This window comes from Granulicella tundricola MP5ACTX9, assembly GCF_000178975.2.
GTDB lineage: Bacteria > Acidobacteriota > Terriglobia > Terriglobales > Acidobacteriaceae > Edaphobacter > Edaphobacter tundricola.
In genome coordinates this window covers 3,820,133-3,844,378 of sequence record NC_015064.1, presented here as the reverse complement: position 1 = coordinate 3,844,378, position 24,246 = coordinate 3,820,133, and the positions used below count along the sequence as shown (strand labels likewise).

General features: G+C 57.7%; 27 protein-coding genes and 1 tRNA gene. 16 read left to right on the top strand and 12 right to left on the bottom strand.

Going from position 1 to position 24,246, the window contains the following annotated elements; genetic code table 11:
* Window positions 1–50: 50 nt before the first annotated feature.
* The 4 genes from ACIX9_RS16720 to purS form a co-directional block, all read right to left on the bottom strand.
* Window positions 51–1,073, bottom strand: a complete 1,023-nt coding sequence (locus tag ACIX9_RS16720; RefSeq protein ID WP_013581671.1) for an LLM class flavin-dependent oxidoreductase — start codon at window positions 1,071–1,073, stop codon at window positions 51–53.
* A gap of 61 nt (window positions 1,074–1,134) precedes the next feature.
* A complete protein-coding gene (locus ACIX9_RS16715) occupies window positions 1,135–2,316 on the bottom strand; it encodes a uroporphyrinogen decarboxylase (RefSeq protein WP_013581670.1) in 1,182 nt (393 codons plus the stop codon).
* Between the two features lie 365 nt (window positions 2,317–2,681).
* The gene (locus tag ACIX9_RS16710) at window positions 2,682–3,269 is read right to left on the bottom strand and encodes an outer membrane protein (protein WP_013581669.1); all 588 of its coding nucleotides are present in this window, start codon (window positions 3,267–3,269) and stop codon (window positions 2,682–2,684) included.
* Window positions 3,270–3,456: 187 nt separating this feature from the next.
* Entirely contained in the window at window positions 3,457–3,708 is a 252-nt protein-coding gene (purS, locus tag ACIX9_RS16705; protein ID WP_013581668.1) for a phosphoribosylformylglycinamidine synthase subunit PurS, read from the bottom strand.
* Between the two features lie 170 nt (window positions 3,709–3,878).
* Between purS and ACIX9_RS16700 the strand changes: the two genes are divergently transcribed.
* Window positions 3,879–4,436 (top strand): inorganic diphosphatase, encoded by a 558-nt coding sequence (locus tag ACIX9_RS16700; RefSeq protein ID WP_041597176.1) that lies wholly within the window; start codon window positions 3,879–3,881, stop codon window positions 4,434–4,436.
* Between the two features lie 92 nt (window positions 4,437–4,528).
* Window positions 4,529–4,873, top strand: a complete 345-nt coding sequence (locus ACIX9_RS16695; RefSeq protein ID WP_013581666.1) for a hypothetical protein — start codon at window positions 4,529–4,531, stop codon at window positions 4,871–4,873.
* Between the two features lie 126 nt (window positions 4,874–4,999).
* Here the strand turns inward: ACIX9_RS16695 and ACIX9_RS16690 are convergent, their stop codons facing one another.
* On the bottom strand, window positions 5,000–6,328 hold the full coding sequence (locus ACIX9_RS16690; RefSeq protein ID WP_013581665.1) for an APC family permease: 1,329 nt from the start codon (window positions 6,326–6,328) through the stop codon (window positions 5,000–5,002).
* Window positions 6,329–6,489: 161 nt separating this feature from the next.
* Here ACIX9_RS16690 and ACIX9_RS16685 point away from each other — a divergent pair, with 161 nt between their 5' ends.
* The 6 genes from ACIX9_RS16685 to ACIX9_RS16660 all read left to right on the top strand — a co-directional run bounded on the left by ACIX9_RS16685 (window position 6,490) and on the right by ACIX9_RS16660 (window position 10,664).
* Window positions 6,490–7,515 carry an ATP-grasp domain-containing protein gene (locus ACIX9_RS16685; protein ID WP_013581664.1) on the top strand — a complete coding sequence of 342 codons (1,026 nt, stop codon included), beginning with the start codon at window positions 6,490–6,492 and terminating at the stop codon, window positions 7,513–7,515.
* The gene (locus ACIX9_RS16680; RefSeq protein ID WP_013581663.1) at window positions 7,515–8,579 is read left to right on the top strand and encodes an LLM class flavin-dependent oxidoreductase; all 1,065 of its coding nucleotides are present in this window, start codon (window positions 7,515–7,517) and stop codon (window positions 8,577–8,579) included. Before ACIX9_RS16685 ends, ACIX9_RS16680 begins: the two co-directional genes overlap by 1 nt.
* A 119-nt stretch (window positions 8,580–8,698) precedes the next feature.
* A tRNA-Ser gene (locus tag ACIX9_RS16675) sits at window positions 8,699–8,790 on the top strand.
* Window positions 8,791–8,928: 138 nt separating this feature from the next.
* A complete protein-coding gene (locus ACIX9_RS16670; protein WP_013581662.1) occupies window positions 8,929–9,687 on the top strand; it encodes a TIGR04255 family protein in 759 nt (252 codons plus the stop codon).
* Entirely contained in the window at window positions 9,680–10,201 is a 522-nt protein-coding gene (locus ACIX9_RS16665; protein WP_013581661.1) for a hypothetical protein, read from the top strand. Before ACIX9_RS16670 ends, ACIX9_RS16665 begins: the two co-directional genes overlap by 8 nt.
* On the top strand, window positions 10,185–10,664 hold the full coding sequence (locus ACIX9_RS16660; protein ID WP_041597174.1) for a hypothetical protein: 480 nt from the start codon (window positions 10,185–10,187) through the stop codon (window positions 10,662–10,664). Before ACIX9_RS16665 ends, ACIX9_RS16660 begins: the two co-directional genes overlap by 17 nt.
* 168 nt (window positions 10,665–10,832) lie before the next feature.
* Here the strand turns inward: ACIX9_RS16660 and ACIX9_RS16655 are convergent, their stop codons facing one another.
* Window positions 10,833–11,030 (bottom strand): hypothetical protein, encoded by a 198-nt coding sequence (locus ACIX9_RS16655; RefSeq protein WP_013581659.1) that lies wholly within the window; start codon window positions 11,028–11,030, stop codon window positions 10,833–10,835.
* Between the two features lie 1,573 nt (window positions 11,031–12,603).
* Between ACIX9_RS16655 and ACIX9_RS26510 the strand changes: the two genes are divergently transcribed.
* On the top strand, window positions 12,604–12,858 hold the full coding sequence (locus tag ACIX9_RS26510; protein ID WP_013581656.1) for a hypothetical protein: 255 nt from the start codon (window positions 12,604–12,606) through the stop codon (window positions 12,856–12,858).
* 414 nt (window positions 12,859–13,272) lie between these two features.
* On the opposite strand, the gene ACIX9_RS16630 is transcribed toward ACIX9_RS26510, so the two are convergent.
* The 4 genes from ACIX9_RS16630 to ACIX9_RS16610 form a co-directional block, all read right to left on the bottom strand.
* Window positions 13,273–13,452, bottom strand: a complete 180-nt coding sequence (locus ACIX9_RS16630) for a hypothetical protein (RefSeq protein WP_013581655.1) — start codon at window positions 13,450–13,452, stop codon at window positions 13,273–13,275.
* A 101-nt stretch (window positions 13,453–13,553) separates the two neighbouring features.
* Window positions 13,554–13,859 carry a hypothetical protein gene (locus tag ACIX9_RS16625; protein WP_041597171.1) on the bottom strand — a complete coding sequence of 102 codons (306 nt, stop codon included), beginning with the start codon at window positions 13,857–13,859 and terminating at the stop codon, window positions 13,554–13,556.
* Between the two features lie 617 nt (window positions 13,860–14,476).
* Complete coding sequence (locus ACIX9_RS16615) at window positions 14,477–14,989, bottom strand: hypothetical protein (RefSeq protein ID WP_198152117.1); 513 nt, start codon at window positions 14,987–14,989, stop codon at window positions 14,477–14,479.
* 307 nt (window positions 14,990–15,296) lie between these two features.
* A complete protein-coding gene (locus tag ACIX9_RS16610; RefSeq protein WP_013581652.1) occupies window positions 15,297–15,491 on the bottom strand; it encodes a hypothetical protein in 195 nt (64 codons plus the stop codon).
* A 172-nt stretch (window positions 15,492–15,663) separates the two neighbouring features.
* Between ACIX9_RS16610 and ACIX9_RS16605 the strand changes: the two genes are divergently transcribed.
* Window positions 15,664–16,536, top strand: a complete 873-nt coding sequence (locus ACIX9_RS16605; protein ID WP_013581651.1) for a hypothetical protein — start codon at window positions 15,664–15,666, stop codon at window positions 16,534–16,536.
* A 275-nt stretch (window positions 16,537–16,811) separates the two neighbouring features.
* Here the strand turns inward: ACIX9_RS16605 and ACIX9_RS16600 are convergent, their stop codons facing one another.
* Window positions 16,812–17,342: a hypothetical protein gene (locus ACIX9_RS16600; RefSeq protein ID WP_041597168.1), complete on the bottom strand. Its 531-nt coding sequence runs from the start codon at window positions 17,340–17,342 to the stop codon at window positions 16,812–16,814.
* 232 nt (window positions 17,343–17,574) lie between these two features.
* Between ACIX9_RS16600 and ACIX9_RS25960 the strand changes: the two genes are divergently transcribed.
* A complete protein-coding gene (locus ACIX9_RS25960; protein ID WP_013581649.1) occupies window positions 17,575–17,778 on the top strand; it encodes a helix-turn-helix domain-containing protein in 204 nt (67 codons plus the stop codon).
* Window positions 17,779–19,200: 1,422 nt separating this feature from the next.
* Entirely contained in the window at window positions 19,201–19,734 is a 534-nt protein-coding gene (locus ACIX9_RS25955; RefSeq protein ID WP_157477645.1) for a hypothetical protein, read from the top strand.
* 5 nt (window positions 19,735–19,739) lie between these two features.
* Here the strand turns inward: ACIX9_RS25955 and ACIX9_RS16580 are convergent, their stop codons facing one another.
* Window positions 19,740–20,012 (bottom strand): hypothetical protein, encoded by a 273-nt coding sequence (locus ACIX9_RS16580; protein ID WP_013581646.1) that lies wholly within the window; start codon window positions 20,010–20,012, stop codon window positions 19,740–19,742.
* 482 nt (window positions 20,013–20,494) lie between these two features.
* Between ACIX9_RS16580 and ACIX9_RS24020 the strand changes: the two genes are divergently transcribed.
* From ACIX9_RS24020 to ACIX9_RS16545, 4 genes are all read left to right on the top strand, one after another.
* Window positions 20,495–21,223, top strand: coding sequence for a phage antirepressor KilAC domain-containing protein (locus tag ACIX9_RS24020; RefSeq protein ID WP_013581645.1), 729 nt, complete (start codon window positions 20,495–20,497; stop codon window positions 21,221–21,223).
* A 474-nt stretch (window positions 21,224–21,697) separates the two neighbouring features.
* Window positions 21,698–22,267, top strand: coding sequence for a terminase small subunit, Nu1 (locus ACIX9_RS16560; RefSeq protein ID WP_013581643.1), 570 nt, complete (start codon window positions 21,698–21,700; stop codon window positions 22,265–22,267).
* Between the two features lie 815 nt (window positions 22,268–23,082).
* Window positions 23,083–23,655: a hypothetical protein gene (locus ACIX9_RS16550; protein ID WP_013581642.1), complete on the top strand. Its 573-nt coding sequence runs from the start codon at window positions 23,083–23,085 to the stop codon at window positions 23,653–23,655.
* A gap of 89 nt (window positions 23,656–23,744) precedes the next feature.
* A complete protein-coding gene (locus tag ACIX9_RS16545; RefSeq protein WP_013581641.1) occupies window positions 23,745–24,224 on the top strand; it encodes a hypothetical protein in 480 nt (159 codons plus the stop codon).
* The last annotated feature ends 22 nt before the right edge of the window (window positions 24,225–24,246 follow it).

Below are 24,246 nucleotides of genomic sequence, written 5' to 3'. Positions count from 1 at the left end.
AGGCAGCATGCCGTTGCCGAAGGAGGACGCGACGATTGTCGAGCCAATGGTCAACGCCAGCCGAGCGCGGGAGCAACCGTCTTTAGGATGGCTTCCATGACGTGGACGTTATAGGCGACGCCTAGCTGGTTGGGGACCGTGAGGAGGAGGGTGTCTGCTTCTGCGATGGCCTGATCGTTTTTTAGCTGCTGGATGAGCACCTCTGGTTCTGCGGCGTAGTCTCGGCCGAAGACGGCGCGGGTGGCTCCGTCGATGAAGCCGATCTGGTCTGTTTCCTGGCCGCTGCGACCGAAGTAGGCGCGGTCCTGATCGTTCATGAGGGCGAAGATGCTTCGGCTGACGGAGACGCGAGGGGTGCGGGTGTGGCCGGCTTCCTTCCAGGAGGCGCGGAAGGCGCGGATCTGGGCGGCTTGCTGGATGTGCAGGGGCTCGCCGGTTTCATCGAACTTGAGGGTCGAGCTCTGGAGGTTCATTCCGAGCTTTGCGGCCCAGACGGCGGTGGCGTTCGTAGCCGAACCCCACCAGATACGGTCGCGGAGGGTTTCAGAGTGCGGCTCGAGACGCAGGAGGCCGGGAGGGTTGGCGAACATGGGGCGAGGGTTGGGTTGGGCGAAGCCTTTGCCGCCGAGGAGCTCGAGGAACATTTCTGTGTGGCGGCGACCCATGGCGGCATCGTCTTCTCCCGGGGCCAGGTCGTGGCCGAAGTGCCGCCAGCCTTCAATGACCTGCTCCGGTGATCCTCGGCTGATGCCTAGCTGGAGGCGGGAGCCGGCGATGAGGTCCGCGGAACCGGCGTCTTCTGCCATGTAATGCGGGTTTTCGTACCGCATATCGATGACACCAGTGCCGATCTCGATCTTTTTGGTGCGGGCTCCGACGGCTGCCAGCAATGGGAAGGGCGAGGCTAACTGGCGTGCGAAGTGATGGACGCGGAAGTAGGCTCCGTCCATGCCGAGGCGCTCGGCTTCAACTGCGAGGTCGATGGACTGCAGGAGGACGTCCGCAGCCGAGCGTGTCGCTGACTGCGGGGAGGGGTTCCAGTGTCCGAAGGAGAGAAAACCGATGTTTTTCATACCGGCAGAATAGATGTTTGAACGCTGAGTTTCGATTCTTTCCTGAGTTGCGGGCTAGAGGCTAGCGGGCCGAGAGTTCGTGGACCCAGCGGGCTACCTGGATGACGTTTTCGACCGGGGTGCCAGGGACGATGCCGTGGCCTAGGTTGAAGATGTGACCGGGGCGGTTGGCGGCTTGTTGCAGGATGGTTTTGACGCGGGCGTGGAGGACTTCCTGGGGGGCAAAGAGGGCGATGGGGTCTAAGTTTCCTTGTATCGCGTGGGCTGTGCCCACCGATTTCCAGCCCTCGTCGAGAGGAATGCGCCAGTCGAGGCCGAGGACGTCGGCTCCGGTTTCGGTCATGGTGGGGAGGAGCGAGGCGGTGTCTACGCCGAAGTAGATGGCGGGGACGCCCATGTTGCGGATGTTTTCTACCAACTGCTTTGTAGGGGCGAGGCAGAACTGGCGATAGTCCTCGACCGAGAGGGCTCCGGCCCAGGAGTCGAAGACCTGGATGACGTCTGCGCCGGCTTCTACTTGCTGGGCGGCGAAGGCGGTGAGGACGGTGACCAGCTTTTCCATGAGGAGGGGCCACGCGGCGGAACCGGTGGTTTCCATGGGAGATTGTGGCTCGGTCGAAGAGTGCAAATACGGAGGTTCTGAGCTTCGCTCAGAATGACGACTTTCTGTGGTGGCACCGCTGGCGTACATCATTTTTTTGGCTTCGATGTAGTTGCGGGAGCTGCCGCCTTCGATCATGTAGCTGGCGAGGGTGAAGGGGGCTCCGCAGAAGCCGATGATGCCTAACTGGTCTCCGTCTGTTTGTCCCGCTTCCGGTGGACGGGGGGAGGCGAAGTGTTTGGCTACTTTTTCGATGGATTGGGAGACGTAGATGAGGTCTTCGGAGCGGTCGGTGCGAAGGGCCTGGACCTGCTCGTACGTGCGGATGGGGGTGTTGACTACGGGGCCTTCGCCGGCGACGAACTCGAAGTCCAGGCCCATGGGGGTGAAGGGCAGGAGGAGGTCGGCGAAGATGATGGCGGCGTCTACGCCGAGACGTTCGGCGGCGGTGATGGTGACTTCCGCGGCGATTTCTGGGGTGCGGCAGATCTCGAGGAGGGTGTGGTGCTTGCGGACGGCCATGTACTCGGGCATGTAACGGCCGGCCTGGCGGAGGAACCACACGGGCGTGCGGTCTACGGGCTGGCGGAGGCAGGCTCGGACGAAGCGGGAGGAGTTTTGAGGGTGATCTGTCTTAGGCATCAGCTTTCGAGCCTAGCATTCGGGTCATGCTGGCGTACAGAACGCCTGTTTCGCGCACAGGAATCTAATCTCTGCTTTATCGTCAAAAATCTCTGCGAAAGCGGATTTCTTTGCTTTGTAGGAGCCAGTCAGCCGCGCAGCCAAGAGTGATCACTAAAAGCAAGACCGAAAGTATGAGCAGATCGAGTCCCAATCCACCACAGGGACCACCATCCAATCCAACTCCCCATGCAAGTACCGCGAAGGCGACACTCGAAACCGCGAAGCAAGCCGTCCTGTGGAGATATGGGTTACTTGCCATTTGTAGAGATTATGTCTTGAAGGAAAACTCGTCTATGCCACTTCTAGAACAGTATCTTTATCCACTACCTGTTGTAGGGGTGGAAGGGGATGCGGTAGACGATGCCGATGGTGAGGGCGGAGGGGGTTAGGCGGTTGAGGTTCTGGCCGAGGCGCCAGAGTTGCTGGTTGTAGTCGGCTTTGACGGCGAAGTTGCGGGTGACGTAGTAGTCCATGCCGCCTCCGAAGACGTAGATGAAGGAGTTGTCTGAGGCATAGGGGATGCCGTTGACGACAGTAGGGTGGTTGAACGTGATGGAGCCCGCGCCTGCGAGGAGGTCGGCGTAGGGCTGGAAGCGGTGGAAGCGCTTCTGGAGGCGGAGGCCGCCGGAGAAGGTTTTTTCGCCGATGCTGCTGCCGGGCGCGATGGTGGCGCGGACCTCGAGGGATGGGTCGACGAGGTGGTAATGGCGGGTGAAGTCTGCGCCGAAGAGGTAGCCGGCGTTGGTGCTGCCGTAGTCGGTATTGACGCGGGAGGCGCCGGCGAAGGCGGAGATGCTCACGGTGCGGGCGGCGGTGGCGAAGGATTGGGCCTGGAGCAGGGAGGCGGAGGCCAGGAAGGCGGTCGCGGCGAAGGTCGTGGTGGCGAGACGGCGGAGGATGTTGCAGATCATGAGTATGGCCCCTTAAGCCTGTCAGGAACGGGGCAATCGTCGTGCCACGTTTAGAGTCAGGATGTTAGAGGCAGATCAGGAATGCAGTGGGACAGGGAGGGCTATTGAATTAAGTGTAGAAACGACGCAGCAGGCAGGGGAATCCCACGAAAGGGGGACTCGGGATGAAGGTCTGGGATGTGGGAGCTTAGGGCTCGAGGCGGAAGGAGTATTCCTCGATCACGGGGTTGACGAGGATCTCGCGGGCGATGCGGTTGACTTCGGCTTCGGCTGCGGTGGGATCGGCTGCTGCGGTGGCGTCGAGGGTGAGCAGGAAGTACTTTCCCTGGCGGACGTCTGCGACGCCTTTGTAGTTCATGCGGCGGAGGGCGTCGGCGACGGTTTGTCCCTGGGCATCGAGGACGGTCCGCTTGAGGGTGACGTAGACATGGGCTTTCATTCAATCTAATTATAGACTTGTAAGAGCAGGTTCCCGAAAGGTGCGGGCCTGTGCTGCTTGTGGTTGGCGGTGCGCCTGGGTACGACTCGGCGTAAGATGATGCGGGCCGCGGAAGCAGCGCGAACGACAGTGAACAAAATCCCAGAACGCGAGAAGAGATGCCAGATTTTATGCCAAATTACATGGAGTTGCCGGTCGGGCCGAAGTCCCCTGAAGTGATCAATGTGGTCATTGAGATACCGCAGGAGGGCGTAAACAAGTACGAGTATGACAAGGATCTGCACGTATTCCGGCTGGACCGCAATCTCTACTCGCCCGTGCATTATCCGGGGGATTATGGGTTTATTCCGAGCACGCTGGGCGATGACGGCGATCCGCTGGACGTGCTGGTGCTGGTGGATAGCCCGAGCTTTTCCGGTTGCGTGATGGAGGTTCGTCCGATCGGGCTGCTGGAGATGATGGACCAGGGCCTGGGCGATGAGAAGGTGCTATGCGTCGGGATGGGCAATCCGCGGTACAAGGACGTCTGGAACTACAGCGAGATCTATCCGCACATGCTGAAGGAGATCACGCACTTCTTTGCGATCTACAAGGATCTTGAGGGAAAGCGCGTTGAGGTCAAGGGCTGGCGGGATGCTGCGTTCGCACGGAACAAGGTGACGGAGGCGCAGGCTCGGTGGATTGAGCACCAGAAGAATCCTGAGGCTAAGCCGGTGCCTAAGGACTAGTTCTAGAGCCTAGGGCCTAGGGACTAGCGGGCGGTTACCCTTTTTAGGGTGGCCGCCTTTTCTCTTTGGGGGGTGGGTGCATCTTAGGGGGGATGAGTGATGTGTTTTTAGTGGGTTTGTTTGGGCATACGGGGCAGGGGAATGAGGCTCTGACGGAGTTGTTGGCGAATGGCGTGGCACATGAGGCGATCCAGGTAATCGGGGATTTAGGGGCGCCGGCTGGACAGGCGGGGGCGATGCATCATGTGACCTTCGATGTGCTGCATATTTCGAAGGAACAGCGAGGGCAGTTTATGGATGGGATACGGGCGGGTGGGGTGGTGCTGGCGGTGCTTGGGGCTGGGGTAGCGGTTGAAGAGACGCTGCGGAAGCATGAGGCGCTGGTGGTTGAGCGGACGGATTCTAAGGCGGGCGTGGTTTCACATAACGTGGCTTAAGTTTGAGATGGGCGGGAGCGGTCGGCTTCGCCGATGCCCACCCTAACCACCCCACCAGACAAAGTCGTCTGGCGGGGACCCCGGCTAATCGCGATGAAACTGCGATGAGGGTGGGGCACACGAGATCTATTGCTCCGACCCTGAAGCTGATTGGGCGGGGGTTCGGAACTGTCTCGCCAGCAGGTAGATGACGGGGCCGGTGATCGCTACTATGCCGGCGAAGGCGAGGGCGGGGATGCCGGCTACTTTTTCGTCGCGTGCGGCGTAAAGGGCGAAGGCGATCAGGGCTGCGGGGCAGATGCCGATGGCGGCTGCGACTAGGGTGCCGCCGGGGATGCGGAAGGGGCGGGGCATTTCGGGGGCTCGGTGGCGGAGGACGGCTAGTGAGATGAACTCCAATAACAATGCCGCGCCGTAGAGGACTAGGTCGATTGAGATAAGGCGTTCAAAGGTGAGGCGAAGGGCTAACGCCCATGCGATGGCGCACAAGAGGACGCTGAGCCAGGGGACTCCGGTAGGAGTTACTCGGGTGAAGGCGCGGGGGAGCAGGCCTTCCTTGGCGAGGGCGTAGGGGATGCGGGTGTAGCTCATCATGAGGGCGTTGAACATGCCTGCGCCGCTGATGGTGCCACCCAGAACGACGGCGAAGGCCAGGCCGGGGCCGCCTAGCTGGCGGGCTGCGTCTGCCCAGGCTCCGGTGGAGAACTGGCCGGCGGGGATGCCGGCGAGGGCGACGGCGGCGAGGGGCAGGACATAGGTGAAGGCGACCAGGACCGCGGCGGAGAGCATGGCCCTGGGGTAGGTGCGCTGAGGGTCTTCCACCTCCTGGGCTACGGTGGAAGCGTTGTCCCAGCCCATGTAGTTCCAGAGGCAGACGGAGACGGCACCGGCGAGGTCGGGGGTATCGACCGGCGCGCTGAAGGTGGACCAGGCGGGGCCGTGGGTGAAGACCCTGAAGAGACCTGCGGCGATGAGGACGACGAAGGGCGAGAGGAGCGCGGCGAAGAGCCAGAGGGAGCCGTTGCCGACGGCTTTGGCTCCGCGGAGGTTCCAGAGGCAGCAGCCGAGGACGACGGCGAGGGCCCAGAGGGTGCCTCGGTTGCCGGCGGTGAGGGCGGGGGCGATGCGGGAGAGATAGAGGACGAAGGTGACGGGGTAGATGGCCATGTCAAAGATGCTGGCGGCGAGCGAGAGCCAGGCCTCCTGGAAGCCCCAGAATGGGCCGAGGGCCCGGCGGACCCAGATGTAGTACCCGCCTTCTTCCGGGATGGAGGAGGCGAGCTCGCCGACCATGAGGGAGGTGGGGAGCGACCAGACGAAGGGGATGACGAGAAGCAGGATGAGGGCGCGGCCGTAGCCGGCCTTGCCGATGATGTCCTCAAGGCCGTAAGGGCCGCCGGCGACCATGAAGTAGGTGGCACCGATGAGCGGCAGGAGCCGCATCTTTCTCGTCAATCGTTGTGCCTCCTGTGAGGTGTGGCTGGAATGGATTGCTGCATTAGTTTAGGGATTCTTTTGGTCTCGTGCGAAGAAGTTTTGCGATGACATCAGCGGGACAAATTTTTCAGCGGAACGCGATATTCTTGAAGAACGAAGTTTTGCAGGAGTGTGTGATCATGCCGACGAAGACGCTACCGATTGGGATCTATTACGAGCAGCCGAACTGGTTCAAGCCGCTGTTTGCGGAGTTGGATAAACGTGGTGTGGACTACGTGAAGATCGACGCGGTGACGCACATGTATTCTCCTGCGGACCATCCGGAGGAGAAGTATTCGCTGGTGTTCAACCGGATGAGTCCTTCGGCGTGGAATCGCGATCATGGCGACCAGATCTTCTATACGGCCGGATACCTGGAGCACCTGGAGACGCGTGGCGTTCGGGTGCTTAATGGGCTGGCTGCGTTTCGTGCAGAGCTCTCGAAGGCCGGACAGCTTTCGTTGATGGAAGAGCTGGGGATCGCTTATCCGAAGGCGCGGGTGATCCATCGCGCGAGCCAGGCTCCGGCGGCGACTGAGGGGCTTCGGTTCCCGGTGGTGGTGAAGCCGAATATTGGCGGGAGTGGCGCGGGCGTGAAGCGGTTCGATCACATCTCTCAGCTTGAGGCGGCGGCGGCGCAGCCTGCGGACCATCCGGATGCGCTGGCGTTCGGGTTGGATTCGACGGCGCTGGTGCAGGAGTTTATTCCGGCTCGTGACGCGCATATCGTGCGGGTTGAGGTGCTGAACGGCAAGTTTCTTTATGCGATCAAGGTGCATATCACGGGCGAGACGTTCGACCTGTGCCCGGCGGATATCTGCCGGACGACGACGGGTGTGGATCTCGATCGGGGGGCTTGCGCGATCGACGCGCCGAAGAGCGGGATTACGGTGGAGGCTTATACACCGCCGGCAGAGGTGATCGAGGACGTTGAGCGGATCATGTTCGCTTCGCAGATCGATATTGGCGGCGTGGAGTACTTGACGGACGATCGCGATGGGCAGCGCTACTACTACGATACGAATGCGCTTTCGAACTTTGTGGCCGATGGGAAGAATGTCATTGGGTTCGATCCGTTTGAGAAGCTGGTGGATTGGCTGGAGGCTGAGGCTACGTCGGCGCTGCAGGAACGGCAGGAGATTGCAACCGGAATGGCGGCGGTCTGATGCGCTATGGATTCTGGCTGCCGGTGTTCGGCGGATGGCTGCGCAACCTGGACGACGAGCAGATGGAGACGAGCTGGGAGTACACCAGCCGGCTGGTGAAGCGGGCGGAGCAGATTGGGTACGATCTGACGCTGATCGCGGAGCTCAACCTGAACGACATCAAGGGGGTTGATGCGCCGTCGCTCGATGCGTGGTCTACGGCTGCGGCGCTGGCTGCGGTGACGGAGTCGATTGAGATCATGGTGGCGGTGCGGCCTACGTTTCATAATCCCGCACTGCTGGCGAAGCAGGCGGCGAACATCGATCAGATTAGCAAGGGGCGGCTTTCACTGAATGTCGTCTCAAGCTGGTGGCGGGATGAATCGACGAAGTACGGGATCACGTTCGACGAGCATGAGATGCGGTATGCGCGGACATCTGAGTGGCTCGATGTAGTGGATGGTTGCTGGAGTCAGCAGGGCTTTACGCATCAGGGGCCGCTGTATGACATACGCGAGAATGTGCTTTCGCCGAAGCCTGTAGCGGGGCGTCGGTTTACGGGGATGCCTGCGGCTGGGGCGACCAAGGGTGGACGTCCCACGCTGTATGCCGGGGGCGAGTCCGAGACGGCGAAGAACCTGATTGCGGCCAAGTGTGACGCTTACCTGATGCATGGCGATCCGCCCGAGGTGGTGGGCAAGAAGATTGCCGATATGCGGGAGCGGCGGGAGAAGCTCGGGCTGGCTCCGATGACGTTCGGCGTGGCGGGGTATTCGATTGTGCGGGACTCCGAGGCCGAGGCGGATGCGGAGGTGGCGCGGATTACGAATGTGAACGCGTCGGCTCGTGGGTATGCGAACTATCAGCAGTGGGTCACGGGTTCGAAGCTGGAGCAAAAGATCTCGCTGGAGGATTATTCGGTTTCGAATCGGGGGCTGAAGGCGGGGTTTGTGGGGACGCCGCAGCGAGTGAAGGAACGGATGGAGGAGTTTGCAGCGGTGGGGGTTGACTTGGTGCTGCTGCAGTCCAGCCCGCAGGCGGAAGAGATGGAACGGTTTGCAGCGCAGGTGATGGTGAGGCCGTAAAGGCCAGTAGGGAGCAGTGTGAGGCAGTAAAAAGCAGTTGAGCCAGGTGAAACTTCGGGGTGGCGTGTTTTTCTTGCGTTCAGGCTATAATCAATCTGTCTCAACGCGTGGTAGTTGCTGGAGAGTTGGCCGAGTGGCTGAAGGCGACGGTTTGCTAAACCGTTGTACGGGGAAACCTGTACCGGGGGTTCGAATCCCCCACTCTCCGCCATTACTTTCAGTCACTTGCGTGGGCATCCTGGCAGATTCCGGGCAATTAAAACTTTGACTTGTTTTCCACCTCCCTCGTCGCACAGAAATAACGTCCAAACGGATAGACTGTTCCACGCAAGAGGATTGGTAAAACTGAATGACTCCGATGTCCTCGCCGCCTAATTCGGTCAGGTTCATAAACCCGCCTATCGTTGAAGCAATTATCGCTGTCACGATCACCCAGCTACCTGATGACTCCCTACAAAAATTATTAGAGATTTCTGAAGGCGTAGCCGCGCTCGGTTATGCGCTGAAGACGACTATGACTAGCCACGAAATGGAGCTTGCGATCCAAGACGGCGTGTCAAAGGCTTCGAATCATGATCAGGTAAATGGGTATCAGTTCATCTCTTCTGACCAGCGCTTTGCTTTCCAAGTGCTCAAGACCGGAATGATCTTCAGTCAATTGGGAAGGTACGAGTCTTGGGAACTCTTCACCCAAGAAGCTCAGAAGATCTGGAAGATTTACCTAGGCCACATTGGGGCGGTCGAGCTCCAAGAATTTGTCGTCCGGTACATCAACAAGATATTGGTGCCGCTTGGCGAACCCTCGGAACGTTATATAAAGTTGTACATTGAGGTTCCGCAGGAACTTCCGCAGGTAGTCATGAATCCTTATCTGCGTCTTTCATTCATAATTGCTGAGCCTGCTGGCACACTCGTTCATCAGCAGGGACTGCTGCCAAAAGAAGTAGAAGGGTTTGTTTCCACCCTCCTAGACAACACCTTTACCTTTCCAATAGCCGGCCTAGGGCTTGATGAATTGTGGCCGAAGATTGATTCTGTACGGGAAATCAAGGACCATTTTTTCTTGAATATGCTCACAGACAAAATGAAGGAGAGCTTCAATGCCTAGCCTCCAACCGCCTCCCGCAGCGTACTACGACACCTGTGAAAGAACCTCCCGTTTCATATCAAGCGCAGAGTCCAACTACGAAGTGGATCCTGCATGGCAGGGCGTCGAGACCTCGCGAGTCCTCAAACAAAAAATCGACGTTAGCCACCTGCAAGTAGACATCGCGAACATGGCAAAGCTCACCAACGACTGGAATGGGTATGACTCACCCCGTCCCACCACTGCGTCTCTCAGAGCCGCGATGTCAGTGTTGGATCGCTTCGCGTCCCTTACCATCATCCCGGAGAAGGTCACGGCATCGGCTGATGGGGGTGTCGCCCTAATTTTTGTGGGGGTTGAAAAACAAAGAGCCGTCATTGAGGTTTTCGGTACAGAACAAGACTACGTGCTGTTGTATGACACGGACGGCAACTCTTTCGACATTGCATGGCCTATTGAAGTCGATTCACAGAATGCTGTTTTGAGTAAGCTTCAATCCTATCTTCGAGGCTCCCAAGTTGCCCCAGTCGGCTGATCAAGTTGACGTTGATTTTCCGTTCGCAAGCGATGAGTTGCTGTATCGCAGGGCCTTCCCTGGAGAGATCAATTCAATGGGAGAATTAGTGCCAACACAACTGAACGCCTTCTCTTTCCAGAAAGAGGTAGAGGGCGCTCCATCGTTCAATCGCGGCAAATACTCCACCGCCCAAGACGTTATTCATCAAGACTGCGCGGGAAAAGCAGACGTATCCGGCTGTAGTGTCTTCCAGTTGGAAGTGGCAAACATTCCGGGTCCGCTCAAAAGTGGTGACGGCAAGAACTTTTCTTTCTACCCTGTGCATAAGCCTATGCCCTCGTGTGGCGCCCACAGCGTATTGGCGAGCTGTCTGGAGGGAGATTCCGAACGAACGTACGCCAAACCTTCCTACGCAGTCATCAAAGACCTCAGAGCTAAAATTTGTGGTGTGCTGAAGCCGGTTGTGCTCAAGCCGGTATAGACCGCACATGCTTGAATGTTTCAGTTCACGATCACCCTTCTTACCACATCGCTGTTTGCACCCCTCAGCTCCTCCATCCTGACGTCGCCGTACACCTGCATAGTGGTGCGGACGTCTGCGTGCCCTGTGGTGCCTTGGATGGGGATGTGCAGTAGTCCGAGCTTGCGATTAGGCGGCCGTAGCCGTGGCTAGTTGCTGAGCAAAGTCGCCGGGGGTGAGATTGAGTTGAAGGTCTCCTCCACCTATGAAGTGGATGATGGTTTGCTGACTGCGGCCGGCAGGTGACTGAGAAACGACCGTCTTAGCAGACACGTACGCGATCGCAGCCGGGTTGATATGGTAACCACCGATGTTGACGAGCTTCATTGGACCCTCACGGAGATAGTCTAAGCCGAATTGGCCTGCCAGGTCGCCTGACTGATTAGCGCTTGAGGCCGGCTATCGATCGGTCCCCAGATCAGCGGATTGTTCGGCGAGATGTGTCAGCCGACCAATTGCCGCCTCGGCGCAGGCTAGGCACTCCTCGTACATCCTGATTTCTTCATCGAACGCTGATCTAAGAGTACGAAAGTCCTCTGGATCGTACTCTGCTTGTTTGACTTTGACACGGACCACACGGTCCCTCATCTCATCACGAAAACTGGTCATCAATAGGCTTGTCCAGCCCGTAGTATTCGGCAAAGCGATCTTGCCCTGGACGTCTTCTCGTGTGTACATGTGCCTTTATAGACGATTTTGGAGTTGCGCGGGCATCGTGGACAAAGCGGATGACTACGACTTGCGGATCGAAGTCCCTCTCAATAGCCGGCACCAGGCGTTTTTGCATCCGAAGCGCATGCTCACACCACGGATCGCTCGTAAACCGCTCAGGCAAGGTGGACCGAAGTCCGGAGCATACCTGTTGTACGTCATCGCGGCGCTCATTCTGGCAGCTCTTGTAGCGTTCATCTACGTAGGGCCGCGGCCGCATCTCGGCTCTAGGCCAGTCGTCACCACGTCGACGGGTAGCAACGGAGCCCAACCATAGGTTCGATTCCCCATAAACTCGGGCCGAACTGCGCTGAGTCTCTAGTCACAATCACCTAACCATAGGAGCCGAATCAATGCGCAAACTAATGTTTTGGACTACAGTGCTCTCAGGCGCCGCCGCCGCTTATCTACTTTTCAAAAAGGGCGTCCCGGCCGGAACGATTGCCTCAGAGGTCATCGCCCACCCGATCGGTACGCTGATACACGAACTTGAATCGACTTCTCACTCTTCGTAGCTCCTGAAGGGATGTGTACCTGATGGATGATCCAGAAGCAGTTGTAACGCTCGCCTTGTACCACCAACTTGCGGAAATCCGGACGCGAATCCGTGAACTGACTGCGGAAGAGACACGGGCCTCAAAAAGGGTCGCCGATGGGGTGGACGGTGCCGATCTAACGCTCGCGCAGCTCAAATTCGATGTGGAGGCACTATATCAAAGGCGCGACCACCTAGATGCTGCTCTTAGCTAGCCGGACACTTTGGCGTGAGGGCATAGACAACTGGCGACTCAGTCAATGAATATGAACCGAGTGGGCGTCCACGCCCGCTGGTGACGCTGTCATAGGTCACACGGTAACCCAAACGACCATGCGAGTCTTGCCGCAGCGGGAGCAGCATCCGATTGCACTGTTAAAGTTCTTGAGGATGGCTCGCGGAACCCAGTCAAACTGCGCGAGCGCCTCGTAGACAGCCGAGGAGGACTCTGAGCCGGATTCCTGAGCCAGACACTGGACGCAGCAGCCTCTGCCCGGAGATCTCATCAAAGCAGCTATGACCCGCTCCCCGTTCTCCATTCGGCGTTGGATGCAAGTTCCGCAAATGGGCAGAAGTCCCTAATGCCGGCGCATCACACTAAAGGAGCAGCCAGGGCCCCCGAAAGAAGGTGATCTGCGGTGCTATGCTCGCACAATGGCTCGGGTTTTCGACATTGAAGTGACGCTAGAGAAGGCAGTAACACAACAAAGATTGGACATGCTGATCCAGTCCCTAAGCGCTAAGCGCGTAACATTTGTGCCGGAGTCGAGAACCACGCCTCGCGGCTCGCATGACTTGCGTTTTGCGGTATACGCGGACTTTGGCCAGTTCATGGCGGGTGTGGTGGTAAGGGAGTGCGTCAAAACCATTCTTGGGATCGACTACGCCCTGATAAACGAACGCAACTAAATTCCCATCACTCTTACAGAGTGTAAGTTTGGCGGGCATTGGGAATCCAAGTTCGAAAAGCCCCGCGAAGCTCAGTGGGGGGCGGTGCATCACGGCTTTTGAACAATGAACCTAACTGGAGCCGTTGAAGGCACCTGGAGCTCCACTGAATAGAGTGATCGCATCAGTGTCAGAGAGCTGGATCAGAGACTCCCGGCCGGCCTGAGCTGTAAGCACCTTTTTCCTAAATGCCCTCCAGTCTATCCCGAGGGTGTCGAAGCGCGTTTGGAAGTCTGCTTCCCCGAGAAAGCAAATAGGTTGATAAGGGAAAAGCTGTGCTACGAAGGCCGATCTCGACTCAGACGACGGTATCAGTTGGATTGTTTTCACCCCGAAAGCCTACCATTCCTCAGCGAGTCGTCGACCGAATCACCTTTACGCCTTTTCCAGCTCTTGAGCACACTCGCTGGGATTCATTTCCAAGTCCAGGACCGCCCCATTTACGAAATGAACCTGAGCAAGTGGCTTCTTAGGGTCGGCCTGGCTAAAGCGGCGAGATACGTACATCACATTGTTCGGATTGATGTAGTAGCCGCCGATGTAAACGAGTTTCATGAAAATCTCCTTGTTCGAAGGCTACCACTCAGGGCAGCCTTGGGTCTGGGCTGTTATTTCGCCGGCGTGACGGCTGCCATGAGCTGGGAATGCCTAACCGCTTAGTCAGGAACCTTCGTCTGAAACGCCTTGGCAAACCGTTCTTCGTAGGCCGCTGGGATGTTGATCTCGAAGGGATCTGTTTTGTCGCCTTTCACGGTGAGTACCAAAGAAAGAACTTTCTTCCCCGGAGCGGGTGGAGATGTATACCGGAAGTTTCGGGCGATGACGACAGCTATCTGATCCTCGCCATCTTCGTCGACGTATTCCAACGAGTCGTTGACGGCAGGGATCGCAAATTCTGTATCGATGTTGAAACTGGCCAGAGTCGCGCCGCCGCGATTGTGGATCACTATGAGCATTTCCATCAGGAAAGCGTACCACCGTTTAGCGCCTGCGAAGCCTTATGACCATGCTGCACGTCAGGGCGGCTGTGGGTGGCTCCAGGAGTTCGCGGGCTGCCATTCAGACGTAACGGCCACTCAACTGACCGACCGGTGGAAACCTTGCTTGCAGCGGGTGCACTGGCTGAAGGAGCTTTTGTCTCCGTGTGCCCAAACAACCGGCCCTAGTCGCTTATCAACCTCAGCGCAGTGGACGCAGTATGGATGGCCATCCGCATCCCGGAAATATTCTCCATCTCTCTTCATCACAGCGAGGCGAGCAGTGTCGTCATGCATGGCAGAAAGCTCAAGGCTTGCCTTCCGCAGTTGCTCTCTCGTTTGGGTGAGTTGGTCCTCAAGCTCTCGGACGCTACCCATAACCTCAAGAATCTTTGTGTACTCGGGGATTTTTTGCGCTTGGAGGAGTACATCCGCGCTAACTTTGAGGTCGCTGATTATGCTCATCCCGCCAGCGTACCACCGCGGAGGTGTGCGTCAGCTCGCTGCCATGCTATACGTCAGGAGGGCTGCGGGTGATATCTGGCGGCTAGCGCATCATTCGACTGGCAAGCACAGGGCCGTACTTGCCGACGCACGTTCCGTCATCGGGTTCGGCGGCGAGATCTGTCAGGCGGCTGCTGGTGACGCAATTTGTGCACGCGTCTGCCGAAGGTGTCTTCCAAGTAGCTCCCGACGAACATCGGATGGCCCTTGCCTGCGACCAGACACCCGTCTGCCAGATGCTCTGGCAGATTACCTCCCAACCAGAGGATGAAGAAAAAACCCGGAATCAGGAACTGGTGTGAGGTGACACCGTCTTGACGCATGGTCTCCGGAAGGTATGTCAGGGACGAAACCGGGCCCGGGGTTCGCACGCAGACGCTGAGATAAGCCCGGGTGGGGAAAGCTGTATCTCCCAATAGAAAACGACGCAAATCCTCGCGGTAGGGCCCAAGCTTCAGCGGGTAAACTGTTGGCTGCCCCCAGTCCGATACGCTTGCCCGCCAGATCATACTCACGGCGAAATAAGCGAGCGCATCAGGTTCGAACCATTCCTGTTTACCGGGACGGAGGAGCCAGGCGTCGAGGCCTTCGTCAAACTCGGTGGGTTCCATGGTAAGTAGCTTGGCGAGAAGCGGAAAGGTCACCTGGTTCTGCTGTAAGCCATGGGTCAGAACCCACTTCTCTCCCAGCCTATTGAAGCGTTGCTCGCAGTCTCCACAGAGCAGATGAGCCCACGTCTGGGCTGAGGTTTGCACGGCACGTCCCTCGAGGATCCTGGTGGGGTGAGTGGAGCCGGTAGAACCGCGGAGACGCTTGTAGACACCTTTCGGCATGAGGTGACTGCGCTGCAGAGCTACGTCTGGTCGAAGGCATAAGGCGCACTTTCCGAGCTCTGGCCCCTGCTCAGGACGCGCCACGCTAGTACTTCTCAGCCTTCAAAACCTCTTCGATACCGCGGACGATGAACTCGCGCATCGGGATGCGCTTGTCGAAGGCTAGCTTGCGGAGGCGATCGTGCTGTGGCTTATCGACACGAAGCGACATAATCACGGACTCGACTGCGCCCTGTAATGCCGCAGGCTCCTGCTCACCTGCACTAGATTTCTTCGCCATAGGGTGTACCTGTGACGACAATCCTATCACTGAAGTGGGTTTGTGTTGACATACCGCAGTATGACTAGTACAAGTAGGACCACGGAGCTACTCCGTAAAAACATCAACGCCCCGGGCGAGTGCGCTAACACTCAGACCGAGGCTAACCAGAGAAGTCCGTGGAGACTCCATCATGGCTACTGCAAAGTTACCAGTGCGCCCCCTCGCGCCTGCAAAGAAAACAACAGGCAAGACCACAAAAGTAACCTCGCGTGGTCCTAAAACGGCCTCACTCCGAGCGTCAGCGGCTGCTCGCAAACACAGCAGCGGAATCAAGCCTGAAACAGCCAAGAAAGTGACCCAGGCGCCTGCCAGGACTTCCCCTGCCGCCCCGCACGCTGCTCCCGTGTCGCAATCGAACCCAATCACGCCCTACGTCTTGCGGCCGTCTGATCGCCAGTTCATCTGGTATGTGACGAGGGTCGGCAACCGATTCATGGAAAGCGCGACCGAGGGCGTTCTCACGGACGATTTGCAGAGCGCCAAAGTGTCAACCAGGCTGAAGGAACAGGAACTGCTGACAAGTCTTGGCCAAATCAATGGCAAGGATACGTGGGATGCAGTGCCGGTGATCGAAAGCCTCAAGGTAAGCCGTAGCGGGGTCGTCAGCGGCACTCAAGCGAGTAACCTGCTCCCCGAGCTGACAAGCAATTGGGCGAGCAGCCGCTGGCATAATCTCGCCCTCAGCGAGTCCGCCGCCGCGGAAGCTAAGAACGATGAAACGATTTTTGGCCACGGACTCGAGCTCAAATTGTCTGCGATGTGGCCGGCGTTGGTGGCACGTTACCGGGAGGAGGAGGCAGATCAGATTGCCGGAGATGACTCCGAGATACATGACCACGCACTGATGATGCTTGTGGGTCGCGTTTTCTATGCTGGCGTGACGGCGGGACGTCGTGAGCAGGGATCTCGGAACAGGTTCGATGAGTTGATTCTCGACAACCCGTTCCACATGACGATCAGGGATGCAAGCACGGCGTCCGGACGTGCGGGTGAGGCATGCTGAACGCGAAGGCCACCGTCACCCCTCGAAAGCATGTGATCGCGGGCGACCGAGAAGTCACGCGTATCGCGCCCCACCGCGGGAGGTGGGAGTGTGCCTGCGGAGAGGTCAATTTCCTCTACTTCCGCCAGATCGTCACCCTTGGCCACGTTTGCGGGTCAATCCTGACCTGTCAGCGTTGCTCGCTTCGTTACCGAGGCGGAAGCATTGTGGGTCCCTTAGGGAGCCGATGCAAACCAACCTGAGCCGTTCCGGGTTACGAAGTAGTATGCCTGGGTCTACAAGGCGGACCCAGGCGGTACCTCCTCCTTTTTACTCTGGTAGCGCCGCTTCATGAGATCACGGTGTTTCGCTTTGTAGTCCTCTGAGCGCACGTAGCTCTTCAGCCTGCACCGCTTGGAGCAAGTCTTTTGATCTGATCTGAGAGCGACAAACCATTCGCCACATGTGCATTTTTGGAGGAACGAAAACTTTTTTGTCTGAACAAGGTTGATCACCTGACTCGCCGCGTATTGCTCAGCTATGGGCAAATCCTGGTTCCCTAGCATCATTCGGATGTCTACAAAAGTTGTTCCGTCGAGAGCGATACCTTTGTGAATGACGGGCACGCGAAGGTAAGAACTTAGCAGTGAGTCGACTCTGTGGAAGGGTGCCAAATCATCAAGCGTCTGCGTCTTCCAAAAATCTTTCGGACCTTCTTCAATCTGAGCGCGGTGTTTACTCTCCGCCTCTCCGATCGCGGAAATAAGGTTAGTGATGCGCTGTATCGACTCGATATTGCGCGGGCTCTTTTCATTGAGGAAGGTCACAAGGTGTGTGCTGTGCTGCTCTGGCGGGGGAACGCACAGCCGTTGTCCCGCGCTGGAAGAAATTATTTTCGTGGATGTCAGAGTATCGTTTTCTGATGTCATATTAGGTAAATGTAGTGATATCCGGGTAAGTATGCAATGTCAGAAGTCAGGGTTTTTCTCTATTTTTCCACTTATTCTGATATCACTTGCTTTACTCTGTGTGTGGATAAGAATCTGGAGGAGATTCTATATGAGACGTCTGGAGAGACATCATTCGGTGAAGCAAGCTGCAGAGCTGACGGGCTTGACTGCCCGAACTCTATACAACAAGCGATGGAAGGGTGAACTGAAAGGCGAGAAGATAGGCCGCAAGCTTGTCTTTGCCGAATCAGAGCTTAGGAAGCTCTTTGCGTCACACCATCCGACCAAATCACCTGCGGATGTGGCGGCATGACCAGGGACCCTCAGCTCGCACCTAAGGATCCCTCATGCACCGCTATACTTCGCCCGGTGGTTGCCACAGCGTGTTACAGCGAACATACAGACATCCTCGACACCAAACAAGCCCGTCTTGCGTTACTCGAGCTGGGGTGGAGCATCACGCTGCCAACGAATCACGCCGAGACTGGTCTCTATAGGGCCCTGCTCAGCTTTGCGGACCGGGACGGACACGTCGCGCAAACGTTTCACGAGATAGCGCGGCGCCACAAACAGAAGAAGACGGCTTTCACAAAGACGCTCGCTTCTCTGGCGGAAGCAAAGTGGCTCAATGTCACGAAAGTAGGGCGATGCAAGAAGATCCGCTTAGATCTTCAGCGCTTTTGCCTCTTCGCCTTGTTCGATACGGATCAGCTGTTCAGTAGAGACGAGGCTTGGATCATAACGCAGCATTCAGGCCATCAGGTGCCAGCTCAAAGAATGAACGAAGGACGTCGGTCAGCCTCTGCCGGTCTCTTCGTGACACTCGCACCACCGCCACCCGCGCCGATGCTTGTGGTTCGAGATGAGCGCAAAGCGATGCAATTCGATACAGAGGACAAACCCTCGGCTGGAATGGGTTGTCAGCGTTGTAAGGCGGCAGGTCACTTCTGCCAATCGCGTGGGTGGGCGGGTGAAGAACCTCTATGCCTGGAGTGCGGAAGTAATCTGCCGTGTGAGCGATCTCTGATCACCAGACCTCTGGCCGTTGACTCCTTGGAGGCCCGATATGGCACTTAGAGGCACACTAACGCATCGGAAGACCCGTCGACTAGCCCAAGCTTTGGGAATTGATCCACCGTGCGCCTTGGGGGTGATGGAAGCTTTGTGGCATGTCACTGGCGAGCAATGCCCAGATGGCGCCGTGGGTGTTATGTCGAACGACGATCTGGCTATGGAGATGTTTTCTAGCGTGGAGCCCGACAAGCTTGTCGACGCCCTCATTCTCGCGGGACTGCTTGATCGTGATGGGACGCATCGGTTGGTTGTCCACGATTGGCATGAGCACAGCGATGACACCACAGATTTGCGTCTCGGTCGTGCCACAAGGCGATATGCCACCGGAGCTTTGCCACGATTGACGAAGCTCTCGCATGTGGAAAGGGAGCGGATCTGGGCAAAGTACGAGGGCACGAAAGCTGAGATTTCGCCACAGAAAGCCAGTAGTTCGGTTTACGTGCCACAGAAAGCCACAGAAAGCCACGGAGTGGCACTACCAGTGCCTGTGCCAGAGCCAGTGCCAGAGCCAGTGCCAGGGGAGAAGCTTTTGCCCCTCGGCGCGCAACCGCCGCCGGGTAAGCTTGTGGCTTCGGCAAATGCCAAAAGACCCCCCTCAGGTCCGCAAGCCGTTTTGCCAATGATTCCGGAATCCGCCAACCCAGGGCGATGCGCGGAAATCATGCTTGAGCGCCTGGCGGTCGCCGCTCCGGAGAAAACGCGAAGGCTGGCGGCTGACGCGATCCGCCTGCACGCGGCGAAGCTCGGTGTCTCGCCGCAAAAAGCAACGCTGCTTATCGAGGGTTTGGCGGTCAAGTCACAGGCCAGAGGTGAGCCAGTGAACGCATTCTGGTTTGAGGATTCGAAGTGGAAGGGGGCTGCTGTGGCGAACCCGGCGGCGATCGGCATGCACCGGCCTGACGCGGTGGTAGAGCCTCAGCCTGAGCCAGCCGCTGCGCCTGAGGGTGCGGACACTGAGACCGGCCGGCGGGTGTGGGAGGGCATGGCGAAGGCGATCAAGGCAGCGATCGGTCCCAAAAGCTTCGAGACGTGGGTGAGTCCGTTCCGCCAGCTCGGAATCCTCGACGGGGTGATCTACCTGGAGATGCCCAGTGACAACTTCGAGCATGTGCCTGACCGGTACGAGCTCGCAAACTATCTGCCGCCTACGGTGGGTGAGATCAGGTTCGTGATGGGGAAGGGCAGGGCAGCATGAGGGTTCTAGATATCCCTGGCAGCCCGAAAGTCGAACATTCTCTCTTGCGGCATAAAAAAGGCCGTATGTTGCCATGCCTTGACGATCATAGCGGCGGGCATGCCAGCCTCCAGGTCGGCAATCTCCTCCACAAACTCAGCTGGAGCAATGCCCGCTCGGCGAATCTCAAAGATGAGTTGGTCGATATCGGTCAGTTTACGTTCCAACTCACCATCGAACGCGAGAATGCCCACTTGGACACCATTCTCTCTTTCCACCCGAAGCTTGATCAACGCCATTTCGACAGCGTAACACGATGTTTTCTTAGGTCTTGAGCCACAAAGTAGATCCTCTCAGTACGGCGGCAATAAGCAGAGAACAAGAAAGGCGGGGAACAGCATGAGTGACAGAATTAACGCATCTTTAGCGCAGGGTGACGGAACCAACAGGCTTACCCCGCAAGCTTGGCAACTACTGCAGCGCCTTGAGCAGGATGGCGCTGCGATTGTGTTCTGTGAGGAGTCAGGCCGTTTCCACTTCTGGCTGCACGACAGGTATGTGGACGTGGTTAGGGATTCGACGGTGCAGGCTTTGCGCAGCGCTGTCGCTGTCCAGGCCACTCGAGGCGCAACACCCACATTGCTCCTAAGTGAACGCGGCCGGACGTTGCTCCGGAGACGCCTGGGACGAGACGAGTTTGCACCAGAGGCTGCCATCGCCAGGCCGATGCTGGTAGCGCAACAGCGGTAATCGTAGGAGCTCAAAGGCGGGTGATATCACAATGGACGCGTTGATCGAAGTGGCGGAGCGGCAAATCGGAGGTGGTGTGGTGCAGAGCATCAATGCTCGCGACCTGCATGCCTTTCTAGGCAGCCGCGCCGACTTCAGTACATGGGTCAAACAACAGATCGAGCGGGCTCGCCTACAGCAAAATCGAGACTACCTTATCCACAAAAAAGTGGAGCAGCTTCCCAGCGGTGCCAAATCAAGAAACGAGTATTTTCTCAGTCTCGACAGCGCAAAGCATGTTGGGATGATGAGCCGGTCAGAGCGCGGCTTTCAGATCCGAGACTACTTCCTCGAATGTGAACGCCGGTACCACGCTGACGGCGCCGGCGTCGCCGCGGTACTGCAGGATCCGGCCGCACTGCGTACGCTGCTGCTGGGGTATTCCGAGCGTGTCGTTACTCTTGAACAAGAGAACAGTGCACTGCGACCGAAAGCAGACTTCCATGATGCCGTTGTGGAAGCGACGAACTGCCAGACGGTCCAGCAGGTTGCCAAGGTGCTCGGCACAGGACCGAATCGCCTTTTCGACTTTCTGCGCAAACATAGCATCCTCATGCCCGGCAACCTACCCCACCAGCAGCACGTCAACGCGGGCAGGTTCCGCGTGGTTGAGGGCCACTACAAGGATCGGCACGGAGATCGTCAGACCTATACGCGCACTCTAGTGACCGGCAAAGGCTTGGCATTCATACAGCGGCGACTCTCGGAAAGCACTGGTTGAGGCAATAACGAGGTAATAAAGCGAAGCAAATGCGAACAAAGCATCAGTCGGCAAATCGTTTGTTATGAGAGAGATACGGAAGTCCATAGGGTATGAAAATCGGTATATCCAGAAACGGTAGGTTCTTCCACGACCTTCGAAATGCGGGTAATTCGAGTCCCGACCAACGACCAGTCGGAGATGTTTAAGAACGGGGTGGACTTGACTGGATTGGACGCTACTCAAGGCCGTTCGCTCCCAAACTGAGGTCACATCGGAGGAGTTAAAAATGCAGATGATCACGTGGGAAGAATGTCACTTTGAGCTTCGCGCTCGATTGGTTAAGGAACTTGGGCCCGAGATGAGACGGTCCAGCCCCGGTCTTAGAATCACGGATGAAGAACTGGATGGAATGATCGATCCCATCATCACTCGCGAGATGGTGAACGCCATTTTCACAGCCCATAGCCGCAACCGGTTTTGCCGTGCCCCCCGATGAAAGAACAACGCCTTGTCTCCGTCACCGAGATCCGAACCATCCTTGCAGGCAAAGGGCATCCGATGCTTTCGAAGCAGGCAATCACCAATTTCGTGAAGGATGGCATGCCGAAGAGAGCACTTGGAAAATATGACCGGGATGAGTGTCTCGCATGGTACGTTGGCCGGCTCCGCACGAACGTTCTCAAGCAGGAGACAGAATCCCGGGATGGCCAGGTCATCAGCCTCGATAAGGCTCGGGCTCGCTTGGTAGTTGCACAGGCTGAAAATGAAGAAATGACCGCCTTAGAACGTAAAGGCAAGCTGATTCCGCTCGAACTGTATGAAACCGAGGGTTCCAGGTGGGCACTTCTCATCAAGACAAATCTCCTGAATCTCCCTTCGAGATTAGGTCCGAACCTAGTTGGCTTGACGGCTCCCGAGATCAAGGCTTTACTCAATGCGTCAATGGTGGAGTTTCTGGCTCGACTCGTGAAAGTAGGTCCCGGCAGCCCTGCAAAACAGAGCGAAGTAGGTGCCGAAGCCAGGAAGACACTGCCGAGTACGACAAAGCGCAATAAGGCCTGATAGGACCGCAAAACGGCTCTTTTTTGGTGTCGAGCGATTTGTTAATGTCTGCGCATGGACGTCGCTACAGCATCTAGAGCAACCATCAGCACGAACACAACGCGTCGTGCGCTGAGACGCGCTCTGGCCGTGTGTATCGATTGCGGAGAAGACTCGGAAGGTCGGGTGTACTGCAGCGATCATCGCAAACGTAGAAACGAGACTCGATCTCAACGGAACGCCCGCAACGCTGAAACGGTCGCGGCGCAGGTGTGTTCGGCGCAGGCTCGACTGCGAGCGAGAAGGCGCAGCCTCGGCCTGTGTGCATCCTGCGCGCTGCAATCGAAGCGGTACCAGTGTCTGACCTGCCGCTTAGATAAAGCCTCGGCCCGTAACGCTAGCCGCAGACACTCCCGTAAGGCGGTGGCGAAGTGAAGAGTCTGATCAATCTGGTCGTCGGTCTCACACCTATGAGGAGACCCAGCCATCGCTTAGTTCTGTTGGTAATCGCAGACAGTGCCAATAAGCAAAGACGCGCTTACCTCACCGAAAGGCAGATCCAATATTCGACTGACTTGAGCGCGAACTCAGTGAAAGCGATTCTCGCCGACCTTGAGCGTGAGGGATGGCTGAAACGCACAAGCGTCTTCTTTGTTCTTGACATTCTGAAGCTTGAAGCTCACCAGCGCTGGAGGTCTAGGTCAGGATGCACGGTGCAAAGCAAGCCGAGGGGCGGTAACGAGCTGAACGATCTCACGGAGTTTTTAGCCAAAAACCCAGCACCACAAACCCGGGCAGATTTTGCAGCCCCGAACCGCCCCTAGAAAGGATCAACCATGAGTCTTGATGCCAACGGGAAGCCCCGCCAGTACCTCCGGATTGAGCAATCGCAATACGACGCAGAGATCGCCGCCGCAGAGGAGCGCGGTCGCGCATCTGCAACCACTTCCCCTGCCGCCGCCCCGGCTGCTATGCCGATCGTTGCGGCCCCGGCAGCATCCTTGCCCGCCTCGATGTCTGAGCCCGAGCGCCTGGCCGCCATTGATGCGCTGGGTTTCAGCGCAGAGTTTCCGGAGCTTTTCAAAGCAGCGAAGGAACAGGGACTCTCTGTCGAAGCAACTTCCATGAAGCTCATTGCGGCGATCCGGGCGCGTGGTGCTAATCCGAAAGAGATGGCAGAGAAGATCACGGCTCATGTGAAGGCCGCCCAGGCGCAAGGCCGGCGGATCACCTTTGTTCAGGCTGCGAACGAGATCGAGGAGGCTGCGGCCGGCGGTATCAGTGCGGGAAGCGAGGCGCGTGACCTAAGCAAGCGGCTGGAAGATCACATCGCGAAAGCCAAGGCCGAAGGTCGCACGATTGGTCCCGCCCAGGCCGCCGCCGAATTGGAGGCACAGGGTCTCTTTTAGATGGGTGTAGACGTGTTGCCCTGGCGGCGTACGGGCCACCAGGGCGGTAAACCGAGGTGCAGGTCAAGGTAGCGGAAAGAGGCGAAGTGATGGCGAGAGATAACTGGATCAGTGATGCGGCGAACAAGTACGGAACCCACCTGCAGGAGAAGAGAAGCCAGCAGGAAATGCAACGCCGTGCTGAAGAGCGGGAACGCGAGCGGCGCGAGCGCCTAAGCGCCGAACGCGAAACAGAGGGAGGGAAGCTTTGGGCTGAGCTTCAATACATCCTCAAAGGCAACGTGAAGCAGTTCAACGAGTCGTACGGCGACGATGTGATGCGCACCGAAGCGAGGGCTGACGGGCCGTTCAAGGTCAAACTCGGTGAGCCTGGAGGCGTTGAGAAGATCGCTGCGCTGACCTACGCTCCCGACGTTGCGACTCTCACCTGGGAGATCTTCGGCTCAAACAGCGGGTCGCTGACGGTTGGCTTGCTTCTCGGGGAACGCGAGCTCCAATTCATGTCCGGGACTGCGTATGTGACGACCGAGGCCATCGCTCAACAGATCATCGAGGCACTCGTCCCCTAATCCTCTCAGCGCTCAGAGCGCT